The organism is Streptomyces dryopteridis (genome assembly GCF_049606955.1).
In the GTDB taxonomy this organism is placed as follows: Bacteria; Actinomycetota; Actinomycetes; order Streptomycetales; family Streptomycetaceae; genus Streptomyces.
Genome location: NZ_CP187113.1, coordinates 4,100,007 through 4,114,474, shown reverse-complemented (window position 1 = coordinate 4,114,474; position 14,468 = coordinate 4,100,007). Strand labels below are relative to the sequence as shown.

The window sequence follows — 14,468 nt, the reverse complement described above, 5'->3', positions numbered from 1 at the left end:
CCCTGGAGGTTCCCGCCGTGCCCTGGCCCGCCATCCTGTCCATGCCGGCCGCCGACGTGCCCGTGCTGCCCACCAGTGCCGACGAGGCGCACGAGACGGTGACCAACGCCGCCTCGTTCATCGAGGAGAACTGGGGCAAGTGGCTGGAGGTCGGGCTCCAGATCCTGCTGATCATCGTGTTGGCGATGGCGCTGCGGTCGCTGGTGCGCAAGACGCTGACCAAGACGATAGCCAGGATGAACCGGGGCGCGGAGGCCGTGGAGGGCACCGCGTTCGGGGGGCTGCTGGTCAACGCCGAGCGGCGGCGGCAGCGGTCGGAGGCGATCGGGTCGGTGCTGCGGTCGGTGGCCTCGTTCCTGATCCTGGGGACGGCCGGGCTGATGGTGCTGGGCGCGTTGAAGATCAACCTGGCGCCGTTGCTGGCGAGTGCCGGTGTGGCGGGTGTGGCGATCGGTTTCGGCGCGCGGAACCTGGTGACGGACTTCCTGTCCGGCGTGTTCATGATCATCGAGGACCAGTACGGCGTGGGCGACAAGGTCGACGCCGGGGTGGCCTCGGGCGAGGTCATCGAGGTCGGGCTGCGCGTGACGAAGCTGCGCGGGGACAACGGTGAGATCTGGTACGTGCGCAACGGCGAGATCAAGCGGATCGGCAACCTGAGCCAGGGCTGGGCGACGGCGGGCGTGGAGGTGCAGGTCCGGCCGAGCGAGAGCCTGCACCGGATCCGCGAGGTGGTCGAGGAGGTCGCGACCGCGATGGCGAAGGACTCGCCGTGGGACGAGCGACTGTGGGGTCCGGTGGAGGTGCTGGGCCTGGACGAGGTGCTGCTGGCGTCGATGACGGTGAAGATCTCGGCGAAGACGATGCCGGGGCAGCAGTTCGCGGTGGAGCGGGAGCTGCGCTGGCGGGTGAAGGAGGCGTTCGACGCGGCCGGCATCGGGATCATCGGCGGGCTGCCGGAGGCGGTCGAGGAGGAGGCGCCGGCCGATCCGAGCGCCGGGGTGGCCGCGCCGTCCGCGCTGTCGAACCCGACCTCGCCGCAGTCGCTGGCGACGGCCCCGATCCCGCCCTCGGGCGGGGCGGGCGGCGCCGGGGGCGGCGCGGGCGGTTCGGGCGGGCCCCGGCTGGCGAAGTAGCCCCACCCGGGCGCGCCCTCACGCGCCCCGGTGCGATCACGTACGCACGGTGACGAACACCGGGCGCGACGGCCCCCGCGGGACTTCCGGCGGGGGCCGTTCCGCATCTCGGTATTGACAGAGCGTGACGATTGACAGGAAACTTTCCTTACAGTCTTCGGGTCTCGCCCCAAGGGGCCCGAACGGACCGAGCGAGAGCGAGCCTGCCCATGTCCCGCGGAGTACCCCCCGGAGCCACTCCCGGCACCCCCAGTGTGCTGCGTGCCATGAACGATCGCACGGCCCTGGAGCTCCTTCTCGCCCACGGTCCCCTCACGCGGGCCCGGATCGGGCAGCTGACCGGCCTGTCCAAACCCACCGCCTCCCAGCTCCTGGCCCGCCTGGAGGCGGCCGGACTGGTCGTCGCGGACGGCACCAGCGAGGGCGGCCCCGGGCCGCAGGCCCAACTGTGGGCGCTCAACGGGGCGGCGGGGCACGCGGCGGCGCTGGACGTGTCGCCCGAGCGGACCCTGGCCGCCGTCGCCGACCTGACCGGGCGGGTCGTCGGCGAGGCCGAACTGCCGCCGGCGGACGGGCCGATCGTCTCCCACGTGACCGCGGCCCTGGCGGCGGCCCTCGCCGACGCCGGACTGGACGCCGACGCCCCGCACCACCTGGTGATCGCGACCCCCGGCGCCTTCGACCCCCGCACCGGCACCCTGCGCTACGCCGACCACCTGCCGGGCTGGCACTCCCCCACCCTGCTGGAGGAGGTCGCCGCGGCCCTGCCGATGCCGGTCTCCTACGAGAACGACGTGAACCTCGCGGCCCTGGCCGAACGGCGGCGCGGCGCGGCCCGGGAGCACCCGGACTTCGTGCTGCTGTGGAACGAGGCCGGTCTCGGCGCGGCCCTGGTGCTGGGCGACCGGCTGCACCGGGGCTGGACCGGCGGCGCGGGCGAGGTCGGCTTCCTGCCCGTGCCCGGACACCCGCTGGAGCGGCAGGTGGCCCGTCGCAACACCGGCGGCTACCAGGAGTCGGCGGGCTCGCAGGTGCTGCCGCTGCTCGCGGCCGAACTCGGCATCGCGGTGCCCGAGGTGGACGCGCCGACCACCGAGGGCCGTCAGGTGGCCGCGGCCGTGGCCCTGCTCTCCGACGCGGCGGCAGACCCCGGGGGCACCGGGGGCCGGCTGCTGGACGCGTACGCCACCACCCTGGCCACCGGTCTGGCCTCGGTGGTCGCCGTCCTGGACCCCGAACTCGTGGTGCTCTCGGGGGCCGTCCTCGCGGCCGGCGGGGAACCGCTGCGGGAGCGGCTGGAGGCCGAACTCGGCGAGCTCTCCCCCACCCGGCCCCGCATCGTGCCGGGCGAGATCACCCACCGACCGGTCCTGGGCGGCGCGCTGGAGACGGCTCTGGCCGCCACCCGCGAGGACCTCTTCGACACCTCCCGCCACTGACCCCCACACCACGACACAGCACAGCACGGCACGACACCTCCCGCAGGACGCAGAACACCGGCCGGGCCCGAGCACCGGGCCCGCGCACCCCGACCCGAAAGGCTGACGAGGACCATGAAACTGGCAGTGGTGGGCGGCGGCTCCACGTACACCCCCGAACTCATCGACGGCTTCGCCCGGCTCCGCGACACCCTCCCGATCACCGAACTCGTCCTGATCGACCCGGCCGCCGACCGGCTCGAACTCGTCGGCGGCCTGGCCCGGCGCATCTTCGCCCGACAGGAACACCCCGGGAAGATCGTCACCACCACCGACCTCGACGCCGGGGTCGCGGGCGCGGACGCCGTGCTGCTCCAGCTGCGCGTGGGCGGTCAGGCCGCCCGCGAACGCGACGAGACCTGGCCGCTGGAGTGCGGCTGCGTCGGGCAGGAGACCACCGGCGCGGGCGGCCTGGCCAAGGCCCTGCGCACGGTGCCGGTGGTGCTGGACATCGCCGAACGGGTGCGGCGCACCAACCCGGACGCCTGGATCATCGACTTCACCAACCCGGTCGGCATCGTCACCCGCGCCCTGCTGAACGCGGGTCACAAGGCCGTGGGCCTGTGCAACGTGGCCATCGGCTTCCAGCGGAAGTTCGCGGCCCTCCTGGAGCTGGCCCCCTCCGAGATCCACCTCGACCACGTGGGCCTCAACCACCTCACGTGGGAGCTGGGCGTGCGCCGGGGCGGGCCCGAGGGCCCCGACCTGCTGCCCGAGCTGCTGGCCCGGCACGGGGACGCGGTCGCCGCCGACCTGCACATGCCGCGCGAGCTGATGGACCGGCTCGGCGTGGTCCCCTCCTACTACCTGCGCTACTTCTACCAGCACGACGAGGTGGTCCGGGAGCTGGGCACGAAGCCCTCGCGGGCGGCCGAGGTCGCGGCGATGGAGAAGAACCTGCTGGAGATGTACGGGGACCCGACCCTGGACGAGAAGCCGGAGCTGCTGGCCAAGCGCGGCGGGGCCTTCTACTCGGAGGCCGCCGTGGACCTCGCGGCCTCCCTGCTCGGCGACGGCGGCGGCTCCCCGATCCAGGTGGTCAACACCCGCAACAACGGCACCCTGCCCTTCCTCGCCGACGACGCGGTGATCGAGGTGCAGGCCCGGATCGACGCCTCGGGCCCGACCCCGCTGGCCGTGCCCCGCCTCGACCCGCTGTACGCGGGCCTGATCGGGCACGTCACCGCCTACGAGGACCTGGCGCTGGACGCGGCCCTGCGCGGCGGCCGGGACCGGGTCTTCAAGGCCCTCCTCGCCCACCCGCTGGTGGGCCAGTTCGACCTCGCGGAGGGGCTGACCGACCGTCTCCTCGCCCACAACAAGGAGCACCTGGCATGGGCCTGACCGACCCGCCCGCGACACCCCCCGCCGCCGTCCTCGCCGTGGACGCGGGCAACAGCAAGACCGACGTGGCCCTGATCGGCGCCGACGGCACGGTGCTGGGGCGGGGCCGCTCGGGCGGCTTCCAGCCGCAGCTGGTGGGCGTGAAACCGGCCGTGGACACCCTCGCCGAGGCCGTCGCGCACGCGGCGGCCGAAGCGGGCCTGGACCCGGCGGCCGGCCCCCTGGCCGCGCACGTCAGCGCCTGCCTCGCCAACGCCGACCTGCCGGTGGAGGAGGAGGAACTGGCGCGCGAGATCGAGAAGCGCGGCTGGGGCCTGCGCACGGCGGTGCTCAACGACACCTTCGCCGTGCTGCGCGCCGGGGTCGACGAACCCCTCGGCGTGGGCGTGGTGTGCGGGGCCGGCGTCAACTGCGCCGGGATGCGACCGGACGGGCGGACCGCCCGGTTCGCGGCCCTGGGCCAGATATCGGGCGACTGGGGCGGCGGCGGCGGACTGGCCCGCGAGGTGCTGTGGTTCGCGGCCCGGGCCGAGGACGGCCGGGGCGAGCCGACCGCGCTGGCCGGCGAGGTGGCGCGGACCTTCGGGCTCGGCTCCGTGGCGGAGGTCTTCGCCGCCCTGCACCTGGGCGAACTGCCCCAGGGCCGGCTGCACGAGCTGGTGCCCGTGCTGTTCCGGGTCGCGGCCGACGGGGACGCGGTGGCGACGGGACTGGTGCACCGGCAGGCCGACGAGATCGTCGCGATGGCCTCGGTGGCCCTGGCCCGCCTGGACCTGCTGGAGCAGCCGGCGCCGGTGGTCCTCGGCGGCAGCGTGGTCGCCGCCCGGCACCCGCAGCTCAACGACCGGATCGCCGAGGGCCTGGCCCGACGCGCCCCCCTGGCCCGCCTGTCGGTGGTCACGGCCCGCCCGGTCCTCGGCGCCGGCCTCCTCGGCCTGGACGCGGTCGGCGCCCCGGCCACCGCCCTGGCCCACCTCCGCAGCCAGATCGGCTGACCCCGCCCCCCGCCCCCACCCGGGGGCGGGCCCCGGGCCCGCCCCCGGCACCGCTCGTACAGTGGCCCCGACCGGCACACGCAGGAGCATTCGGGGGACCGCCATGACCGACACCACCGGCACCGACACCACCGCGGCCGGCACCGGTGCGGGCCGCACCGCCCTGGTGCTCGTCGACCTCCAGCGGTGGATCGTCGACCTGCCCTGGGAGCCCCGGGACGGCGCGGCGGTCCTCGCGGCCTCCGCCGCGCTCCGGGCGGGCCTGGCCCGACTCGGTCCGGACCCGGTCCTCGTGCTCGTGCGTCACCTGCGGGCCGACGGCGCCGACGGCGGGCCCGACGCCCCCGCCAACCTGCTGTGTCCGCCGGTCACGCCCGCACCCGGGGACCTGGTGATCACGAAGGACGCCCTGGACGCGTTCGCGGGCACCGGGCTCGGGGAGGAACTGGCGCGGCTCGCCGTGACCGACGTGGTGCTCGCCGGACTCGCCACCACGCACGGCATCGCCGCCACGGCCCGGACCGCCGCGGCCCGGGGCCTGCGGGTCACCGTGGTCCGGGACGCGGTGGCCGCCCGCACGACCGCCGAGCACGACGGGGCCCTGGCCGAGTTGGCCGCCCTCGGGGTGCTGACCGCGACGGTCGGGGAGCTCTTGGCGGGCGTCGCCCCGGCGGCCTGACCCCCGGGGGCGCGTGGGCCCGGATCCGGAACCGGGGCGGGGGTTCGGAGCGTGCAGGGGTTCGAAGGGGGCGGGGCCGGGCGGTCCGGCGGGAGTGGGGGCGGGAATCGGCTGGAGAGGGTCGGGGGGTGGGTGGGTAGGAAGGGGAGCGAGGGGTCGGGTCCCGGGATGCGACACGGGGTGGTGTCGGTGGCCGGGGGTGGGTCCATACTTCTGCGACACAGTGCGCGACCGAGGGGGAGGTCATGGTCACGACGAGCACGCCCGCCGCGCCCGCGCGGGCGCCGGTCGGGTCGGGTGGTCCGGCCGGGCCGGAGGAGGGCGCGGTCGCGTCCGTGAAGCGGCGCAGTGCCTGGTCCGAGGGGGTGGACCGGGTTCGGGCCGCCGCCGTGACGGAGCCGGGCCGACTGCGGATCATCGGGGCCCTGTTGGCCGCGCTGGTGGTGGCGTTCGGGGCGGTCGCGGCCTGGCAGGTCGTGGACCGGGCGGGCGCCGGGGACGACGTCGTGCGGCGCAGCCAGCCGCTCAGCGCGGACGCCGCGTCCGTCTACCGTTTCCTCGCCGACGCCGACACGGCCGCCTCCAGCGGTTTCCTCGCCGAGGGCACCAAGCCCGCCGAGGTGCGGGCGCGGTACGAGAAGGACATCGAGGACGCGTCCCGGCTGCTGCTGAAGGCCGCCGCCAACACCGACGCCGACGAGAGCTCCCGGCAGGAGATCGACCTGCTCGGCCGGGAACTGCCGCGCTACACCGGGCTGGTGGAGACGGCCCGGGCCAACAACCGGCAGAACCTGCCGCTCGGCGGGGCCTACCTGCGGTACGCGAACGAGCGGATGAGCACCGTCCTGTTGCCGGCGGCGCAGCGGCTGTACACCTCCGAGACGGCCCGGTTGGGCACCGACGAGGACGCGGCCCGGTCCTGGCCGTGGCCGGCGCTGGGGGTCGGCGTGCTCGCGCTGGGCGCCCTGGTGTGGGCGCAGCGGCGGGACCTGGCGCACACCAACCGGGTGTTCAACCACGGGTTGGTGGCGGCCACGGCGGCGGCGACGGTGGTCGTGCTGTGGCTGGCGGTGGGGCACACGGTGGCCCGGTCGGGGCTCACGAGCGCGCGGGAGGACGGGCAGCGGTCGCTGCGGGTGCTGGGCGAGGCCCGGATCGCCTCGCTCCAGGCGCGGGCGAACGAGAACCTGACGCTGGTGTCGCGGGGCGCGGTGCTCGCGGCGGACAAGAAGTCCGACAAGTACGACGTGGACTACGAGAAGAACATGAACGCGCTGGTGGCCGGCCTGGAGCGGGCCGCCGAGGTCGCCGACGACGAGGCGGGCCGGGAGCCGGTGCGGGCCGCGGCGGCCGCGGCCGCGGAGTGGCGTGAGCGGCACAAGAAGGCCCGGGAGGTGGACCTCTCGGGGCGGTTCAAGGAGGCGCGGGAGGCGGTGGTCGGGGGCTCGGCGAGCACCGGGGCCTCCTTCGACGTCGTGGACGCGTCCTTGGAGAAGGCCCTGGCGCACGAGCAGCGGGAGTTCACCGACGCCGCGCGCGGCGGGGTCGCGGCCTTCGACGGCCTGGCCGTCGGGGCCGTGGTGCTGGCGCTGCTGGGCGCCGCCGCCGCGCTCGTGGGCGTCGGCCGGCGACTGTCGGAGTACAGGTGAGACGCCGGATGGAGCGAATGCCGATGTCCGCACGGGTGTCCGGGCCATGGCCCGGGCCGGGGGCCGAACCGGGGTCCGAGTCGGGGTCCGCGCACGGGCGGCGGGCGGGGTTCCTGCCGCGTCGGCCGCGCGGGTGGGGCGGGGTGTCGGCGATGGCCGCGGCCTGCGCGATGACGGCGGCGGTGGCCCTGTTGCCGTTGAGCGGCGTGGGGCCCGAGGTGCCCCGGGAGCCGGCGGCGGCGACCCTGCTGGCCACCCCGGCGACGGGGCCGGGCGGGCCGCCGGCCCTGCCGGCGCTGCCGTCGACGGAGTGCGACGACAAGACGAACGCGACGGCGAGCCTGAAGCCGTCGACCGCGGACGGGGACGCGGTCAAGCGGATCAAGAGCGCGGGCAAGCTCGTCGCGGGCGTGGACCAGAACAGCTACATGTGGGGATACGCCAACCCCTCGGCGCCGGGCGGGTTGGACGGGTTCGACATCGCCCTGGTGAAGGCCATCGCGAAGGAGATCCTGGGCGACGAGAACGCGGTGATCTACCGGGCGATCCCGACCAGTCAGCGGATCCCGGCCCTGAAGGAGGGTCGGGTGGACGTGGTGGTGCGCACGATGACGATCAACTGCAAGCGGTTGGCGGACGTGGCGTTCTCCACGGCGTACTTCACCGCCGGTCAGCAGGTCCTCGCCCCGGCCGTCTCGAAGATCACCGGCTACGACGAGAGCCTGGCCGGCAAGCGGATCTGTGTGGCGACCGGGTCCACGGCGGAGGCCGCGTTGACCGCGAAGTCCTTCGGGGCGAAGGCCGTCCCGGTGCCCAACCAGTTGGACTGCCTGGTGCGGACCCAGCTCGGCGAGGTGGACGGGGTGATCACCGACAACGCGTTGGCGGCCGGGCAGATCGCGCAGGACCCCTCGATGCGGCTGGTGGGCGAGCCGTTCACCACCGAGTACTACGGGGTCGCGATGAACAAGGGCGCCGAGGACCTGGTGCGGCGCGTCAACAAGGTGCTGGAGGACTACCGGGCCGGCGGCGCGAACAGCGCGTGGCGCAGGGCCTATGACAACTACCTGCGCAAGGCCATGGGGGACGTGGGCTCCACGCCGCCGCAGCCCCTGTACCGGGACTGAACGGGCCGGACGCGACGACGGGAAGGGGAGGGCGGTGACGGTGCCGACGCTGATGGACCAGGACGAGGTCGATCGCGCGCTGACGCGTTGGTCCGCGGAGTTCGAGGCGGTGGAGAGCTCACTGCTCGCGCTCCAGGACCACGCCGGTCGCAGGTTGTTGGAGGGGGCGGCGCTCACGGGGGTGACCCGGGACCGGTGGACGGTCGCGGACGCCGACGTGACGGCCCTGTGGAACTGCTTCGACGCGTACAGCGCGGCGCTGGAGGAGGCGCGGGCGATCCGGGAGCGGCGCCGGCGGCCGGCGCGCGAGGACCTCGTGGCCCTGACCGAGCTGCTGCGCGGGCAGGCGCTGGTGATCGCGGGCGGGGCGCGCGAGGGCGAGGAGCTGAGCACCCGGTTCACCCTCGGGGAGCTGGTGGCGCGGATGAACGCGTTGTACGCGGGCGCGCTGGACGTGGTGGTGGCCGCGGACTCGGTGTGGTCGGCGCTGCCCGCGCGGATAGACCTGTTGGCCGCCGAGCTGCACCGGACCCGTTCGCTGGCGCACTCGGTGGGCGTGCGGCCGGGCGAGCACCCGGCCGGGGACGTGCTGGCGGGGGTCACGGAGGACCTGGCCGCGCTGCGCGCCGAGGTGATCTCCGATCCGCTGGCGTTCTGGCGCCCGGCCGGCGGCGGGGCGGCGCCGGGCGGCGGCCGGCCGGACACCGAACGCTACGACCGGGCCGCGCGGACCCTGGAGGAGGTGCGGCGGGAGGTGGACGCCGTGCTCACCGTGCGGCAGGACGCCGAACAGCGGCTGATCCGGGTGCGGGACCTGCTGACCCGGGCCGACCGGACCCTGGCCGAGGCCCGGTCGGCCCGCGCCGAGGTGCTCTCGAAGATCGCCGCGACGGAGGTTCCCGTCGTCAACGGCCCGTCCGCGGCGCTGCACGAACGCGTGTCGACGGCGATCGAGCACCGGCGCGAGTCCCGCTGGCACCGGCTCCAGCCGCTGCTGGACGACCTGGAGGTACGGGCCGAGGAGGAACTCGCCCGGGCCCGGGAGTCGTTGACGGCCGTGACCGCCCCGCTGGCGGTCCGGGCCGAACTGCGCGGCCGACTGGACGCGTTCAAGGCGAAGGTGACCCGGATCGGGCTCGCCGAGGACCCGATCCTCGCCGAGCGCTACGACACGGCCCGTCGGATGTTGTGGAGTGCCCCGTGCGACCTGCGGGCGGCCGAGCAGGCCGTCACGCGGTACCAGCGGGCGGCGGCGGAGGCCGGCACCCCGGCCGCCCCGCGGGACCGGCCCCGGTGGTCGGGCGAGGAGGACGCGTGAGCCTGAACGGGACCCCGTGCGGTCGACCCGGTTGCCCGGGGGCCTACGAGGACATGGGCGGCGGGGAGCTGTACTGCGACACCTGCGGGCTGGCGCCGCTGCCCGCGCCGAACGCGGCCGGCGCCGCCGAACTGCTCTCGCCGCCCACCGGCATGACCAGCCCGGCCCGGGTCCGGGGCGAGGAGGTGCACGCCCTGGGCGGGCCCGGCTCGCAGGGGTCCCAGGGCTCGCGGCGCGCCCGCGGGTCCCAGGGCTCCCAGGGCTCGCAGGGCACGCGCTCGGCGTCCTCCGCCTCGGCCCGTTCCTCGCGGTCCTCCCGTTCCTCCTCCTCGCGGCGCTCGGTCTCGGGCCGGCTCTCGCTGGCCCGTTCCGGCACCACCTCCACCCGCAGCGTCTCCGTGCGCGGCTCCGGCACCGCCGGCTCGGGCGCCCTGAGCCGGGGCCGGCTCGGCGCGGGCCTGGTCACCGTGCCCGAGGTGCCGCGTCCGGACCCGGCGCGCGCCGTCCTGGCGAACCCGGAGGTCCCCGAACGCAAGCGGTTCTGCTCCCGGTCCGACTGCGGGGCCCCCGTGGGCCGTTCGCGCGGGGACCGGCCGGGGCGCACGGAGGGCTTCTGCACCAAGTGCGGCCACCCGTACTCCTTCGTGCCCAAGCTGCGCACCGGCGAGATCGTGCACGGCCAGTACGAGGTGCTGGGCTGTCTCGCGCACGGCGGGCTGGGCTGGGTGTACCTGGCGGTGGACCGGGCGGTGTCCTCGCGATGGGTGGTGCTCAAGGGCCTGCTCGACACCGGGGACCAGGACGCGATGGCGGCGGCGATCTCCGAGCGCAGGTTCCTCGCCGAGATCGAGCACGCGAACATCGTGCGCATCTACAACTTCGTGGAACACCTGGACCAGCGCACGGGCTCCCTCGACGGGTACATCGTCATGGAGTACGTGGGCGGGAAATCGCTGAAGGAGATCGCCAACGAGCGGCGCCGGGAGGACGGGCGGCGCGATCCGCTGCCGGTGGAGCAGGCGTGCGCGTACGGGATCGAGGCGCTGGAGGCGCTGGGGCACCTGCACAGCCGGAACCTGCTGTACTGCGACTTCAAGGTCGACAACGCGATCCAGCAGCAGAACCAGCTGAAGCTGATCGACATGGGCGCGGTCCGCCGGATGGACGACGAGGACTCGGCGATCTACGGCACGGTCGGCTACCAGGCGCCGGAGGTCGCGGAGCTGGGGCCCTCGGTCGCCTCCGACCTGTACACGGTGGCGCGGACCCTGGCGGTGCTGACCTTCGACTTCCAGGGCTACACGACGGTGTTCGCGGATTCCCTGCCGGATCCGGAGCACATCGAGGTCTTCCAGCGGTACGAGTCCTTCTACCGGCTGCTGGTGCGGGCCACCGACCCCGATCCGGGGCGCCGGTTCGGGTCGGCGCACGAGATGGCCGAGCAGTTGACGGGGGTCCTGCGGGAGGTGATGGCGCTGCGGACGGGCCGGGCGCACCCGCAGTTGTCGAGTCTGTTCGGGGCCGAGATCAGGGTTCCGGACACCCGGTTGTACGCGGACGACTCGGGGTCGGCGGAGGTGACGCGGCTGGGCGCTCGGCCGGCGGCGCCCTCGACCTCGGGCACGCTGGGCCGGCTGTTCGGGCGCGGCGGCGAACGGGCCGCCGGCGGGGCGATCGGTGCGGCGGGGCGCACGGGCCCGGCGGCGGTGCCGGCCGGATCGGGCGGGCCGGCGCCGGCGCCGGCGGCCGTTTCGGCGGCTCTCGCGTCGGTTCCGGTTCCGGGCGCGCGGACCTCTGGCGAGGGGACGGGCGGGGCGGCCGGCGCGGTCGGGGCGGTCCCGTTGGTCCCGGTCGGGGGCGGGGCGGTGGCCCCGCTCGGCTCCTCCGTGACGCATGTGACGGGCGGCCCGCCGGTGTCCCTGCCGATGTCGGCCACGGGCTCGGTGCCGGTGCTGCGCCCGAGCCCGGCGCCGGCCGGCGGCGGGGCCGGCTCCGTTCCGGTTCCCGTGTCCCCGGCCCTCCCGCACGCGACGCCGCGACCGGATCCGGGGCCCGGGACGCGGGGCGGGGCGCTGGGCGGCGGGGCCCTGGACCCGGCGGACGCGGCCCTGGCCCTGCCCGTGCCGCTCGTCGATCCGACCGACCCCAACGCCGGTTTCCTCGCCGGTCTGGTGGCCTCCGCGCCCGCCGAGGCGTTGGCGGCGCTGCGCGCGGACCCCGAGGTCAAGCCGAGCGTGGAGCTGCGGCTGCGCGAGCTGCGGGCCCTGCTGGAGCTGGGCGACCCGGCGGCCGGGGACACCCTGGCCGAACTGGAGGAGCGTTTCCCGGAGGACTGGCGGGTGGTGTGGGCGCGCGGGGTCGCCGCCCTGGCCGGCGGGGACGACGAGACGGCGGCGCTGTCCTTCGACGCGCTCTACGACGCCTTCCCGGGGGAGCCGGCGCCCAAGCTGGCGCTGGGCTTGTGCGCGGAGGTGCTGGGGCAGTTGGACAACGCGGCCGAGTACTACCGGCTGGTGTGGCTGACCGACCCGGGGTTCGTCAGCGCGGCCTTCGGACTGGCCCGGGTCCGGTTGGCGGCCGCCGACCGGACCGGGGCGGTGCGGACGCTGGAGTCGGTGCCGGGTTCCTCGATCCACTTCACCGCCGCCCGGATCGCGGCCGTGCGCGCCCGGCTGCGGGACCGGGAGCCCACGGAGGAGCTGGGCACGGACCTGGGCGCGGCGGCCGAACAGGTGGCGGAGTTGCACCGATTCGGACTGGATCCCGAACGCCACGAGCGATTGACCACCGAAGTTCTGGGCGCGGCCCTGGACTGGGTACTGTCGGGTCGCCGGGGCCCGTCCCCCGACCGGTCCTCGTTGCTCGGCAGCGCGTGGGACGAACGGGGGCTGCGGCTCGGTCTGGAGCGTTCCTACCGCGTGTTGGCGCGGTTGGCGCGACTGGGTGAGGAACGGATCCAACTGGTGGAGCGGGCCAACCGCATCCGCCCCAGGACGTGGGTGTGAGAGATGTCGCGGATGCAACAGCCGGCCGGCTGCCCGAGCTGCGCGGAGCCGCTGGAGGAGGGGGACCGTTTCTGCGGAAACTGCGGTCTGCCCGTCCCCGACCCCGCCGCGCCGACCCCCACCCCCGCCCGGGCCGCCGTGTCGACCCCGGCCGCCGGGGTGCCGACCGCCGCCGCCCCGGGCTGGGGGCCGACCTCCTCGCCCGCGCCGACCCTCGTGGACCCGACGCCGGGCACCGACCCGTACGGCTCCGGCGCGTACGGCCCTGACGCGTACGGGTCCGGGCCCGACGCGTACGGGTCCGGTCCGCACGGCGGCGGGCCTTACGGCGAGCCGCCCCGGGGCCGGACCTCGTACGGCGACGGCCCCGGCCCCGGGTACGGGGAGCCGACCGGTCCGGTGAGCCGGCCCCTGGACCCCTACCGGGGCGACGCGTGGGGGGCGGGCGAACCGGCCGGGCACGGGCGCGGCTGCGACGGCCCGCACCCGACGGGCCCGAACCCGGTCCCCGGCATGGAGCCCGCCGCCGGGCACCCCGCGCCGGAGCCCGGCCCCACCGGAGGGCACGAGGGAACAGGCGAGGGCGCGGGGGACGCCGACGACGACGGCTACCACCTGGCCCCGGCCCGTCCCGGCGGTACCGACTCCGGCCCCGAGCGGCCGGCCGATCCGACCACCGGCGGCCCCGGCAGCGTGCCGTGGCCGACCCGGGACGACGCCCCCGTGACCGCTCCCCCGGCCGCCGCGCCCGCGGCCCCGGCGCCCGCGCCGCAGGCCCCCGCGCCGGCCCCGGGCAAGACGTGCACGGCCTGTCACGCGGGCCGGGTGGACACCGACGGCTACTGCGAGAACTGCGGGCACGCGCAGCCGCGCGAGCGGGACCACGTGGAGGAGGCGCTGGGCACGGTGGCCGCCGTCAGCGACCGCGGGCTGCGCCACCACCGCAACGAGGACTCGTTCGCGATCTCGGCGACCGCGATGCCCGACGGCACCACGGCCACCATCGCGATCGTGTGCGACGGGGTCTCCTCCGCGAGCCGTCCCGACGAGGCGTCGGCCGCCGCCGCGAGCACCGCCGGCGAGTTGCTGACGGACGCCCTGCCGCGCGGGGCCCGGGCCCGGGACGCGATGCACGAGGCGATCCTCGCCGCCGCCGAGGCCGTCAACGCGCTGGCCCCCGAGGTGCCGGGCGCGCAGAACTCCCCGGCGTGCACGCTGGTCGGCGCGGTGGTCGCGCAGGGCACCCTGATCGTGGGCTGGGTCGGCGACAGCCGGGCCTACTGGGTGCCCGACGACCGGTCCATCCCGCCGGCCCGCCTCACCCAGGACGACTCGTGGGCGGCGCAGATGGTCGCGGCGGGGCTGATGGAGGAGGCGGAGGCGTACGCGGACTCCCGGGCCCACGCCATCACGGGCTGGCTGGGCGCGGACGCGTACGAGCTGGAACCGCACACGGCGGCGTACCGGCCGGACCGGCCGGGGGTGGTCGTGGTGTGCACGGACGGGCTGTGGAACTACGCGGAGTCGGCGGACGACATGGCGGCGGTGCTGCCGGCGGACGCGGCGTCGCGGCCGGTGGAGAGCGCCCGGTTCCTGGTGGAGCACGCGCTCGCGGGCGGCGGGCACGACAACGTGACGGTGGCCGTGGTGCCGGTGCCGGTGGCCCCGGCGGCCGCGCCGGACCCGGCCGGGGGCCCGGCGGACTGAACGGGCCCGGCGCGGGGCACGGCTGACGGT

Annotated in this window: 10 protein-coding genes; all 10 read left to right on the top strand. The window is 75.9% G+C overall.

Going from position 1 to position 14,468, the window contains the following annotated elements; all coding sequences use genetic code 11:
* The first annotated feature begins 41 nt into the window (after positions 1-41).
* The 10 genes from ACN20G_RS17595 to ACN20G_RS17550 all read left to right on the top strand — a co-directional run bounded on the left by ACN20G_RS17595 (position 42) and on the right by ACN20G_RS17550 (position 14,438).
* On the top strand, positions 42-1,136 hold the full coding sequence (locus ACN20G_RS17595; protein WP_424215558.1) for a mechanosensitive ion channel family protein: 1,095 nt from the start codon (positions 42-44) through the stop codon (positions 1,134-1,136).
* Between the two features lie 209 nt (positions 1,137-1,345).
* Positions 1,346-2,575: an ROK family transcriptional regulator gene (locus tag ACN20G_RS17590; protein ID WP_424213740.1), complete on the top strand. Its 1,230-nt coding sequence runs from the start codon at positions 1,346-1,348 to the stop codon at positions 2,573-2,575.
* 114 nt (positions 2,576-2,689) lie between these two features.
* Entirely contained in the window at positions 2,690-3,958 is a 1,269-nt protein-coding gene (locus ACN20G_RS17585) for a 6-phospho-beta-glucosidase (RefSeq protein ID WP_424213739.1), read from the top strand.
* The gene (locus ACN20G_RS17580) at positions 3,949-4,953 is read left to right on the top strand and encodes an N-acetylglucosamine kinase (RefSeq protein WP_424213738.1); all 1,005 of its coding nucleotides are present in this window, start codon (positions 3,949-3,951) and stop codon (positions 4,951-4,953) included. Before ACN20G_RS17585 ends, ACN20G_RS17580 begins: the two co-directional genes overlap by 10 nt.
* 103 nt (positions 4,954-5,056) lie before the next feature.
* A complete protein-coding gene (locus ACN20G_RS17575; RefSeq protein ID WP_424213737.1) occupies positions 5,057-5,632 on the top strand; it encodes a cysteine hydrolase family protein in 576 nt (191 codons plus the stop codon).
* A gap of 245 nt (positions 5,633-5,877) precedes the next feature.
* On the top strand, positions 5,878-7,281 hold the full coding sequence (locus ACN20G_RS17570) for a hypothetical protein (protein ID WP_424213736.1): 1,404 nt from the start codon (positions 5,878-5,880) through the stop codon (positions 7,279-7,281).
* 152 nt (positions 7,282-7,433) lie between these two features.
* Complete coding sequence (locus ACN20G_RS17565; protein ID WP_424213735.1) at positions 7,434-8,408, top strand: glutamate ABC transporter substrate-binding protein; 975 nt, start codon at positions 7,434-7,436, stop codon at positions 8,406-8,408.
* A 52-nt stretch (positions 8,409-8,460) separates the two neighbouring features.
* Entirely contained in the window at positions 8,461-9,726 is a 1,266-nt protein-coding gene (locus tag ACN20G_RS17560) for a hypothetical protein (RefSeq protein ID WP_424215557.1), read from the top strand.
* Positions 9,727-9,779: 53 nt separating this feature from the next.
* Complete coding sequence (locus ACN20G_RS17555; RefSeq protein WP_424215556.1) at positions 9,780-12,731, top strand: tetratricopeptide repeat protein; 2,952 nt, start codon at positions 9,780-9,782, stop codon at positions 12,729-12,731.
* Between the two features lie 12 nt (positions 12,732-12,743).
* The gene (locus tag ACN20G_RS17550) at positions 12,744-14,438 is read left to right on the top strand and encodes a protein phosphatase 2C domain-containing protein (protein WP_424213734.1); all 1,695 of its coding nucleotides are present in this window, start codon (positions 12,744-12,746) and stop codon (positions 14,436-14,438) included.
* Positions 14,439-14,468 lie beyond the last annotated feature (30 nt).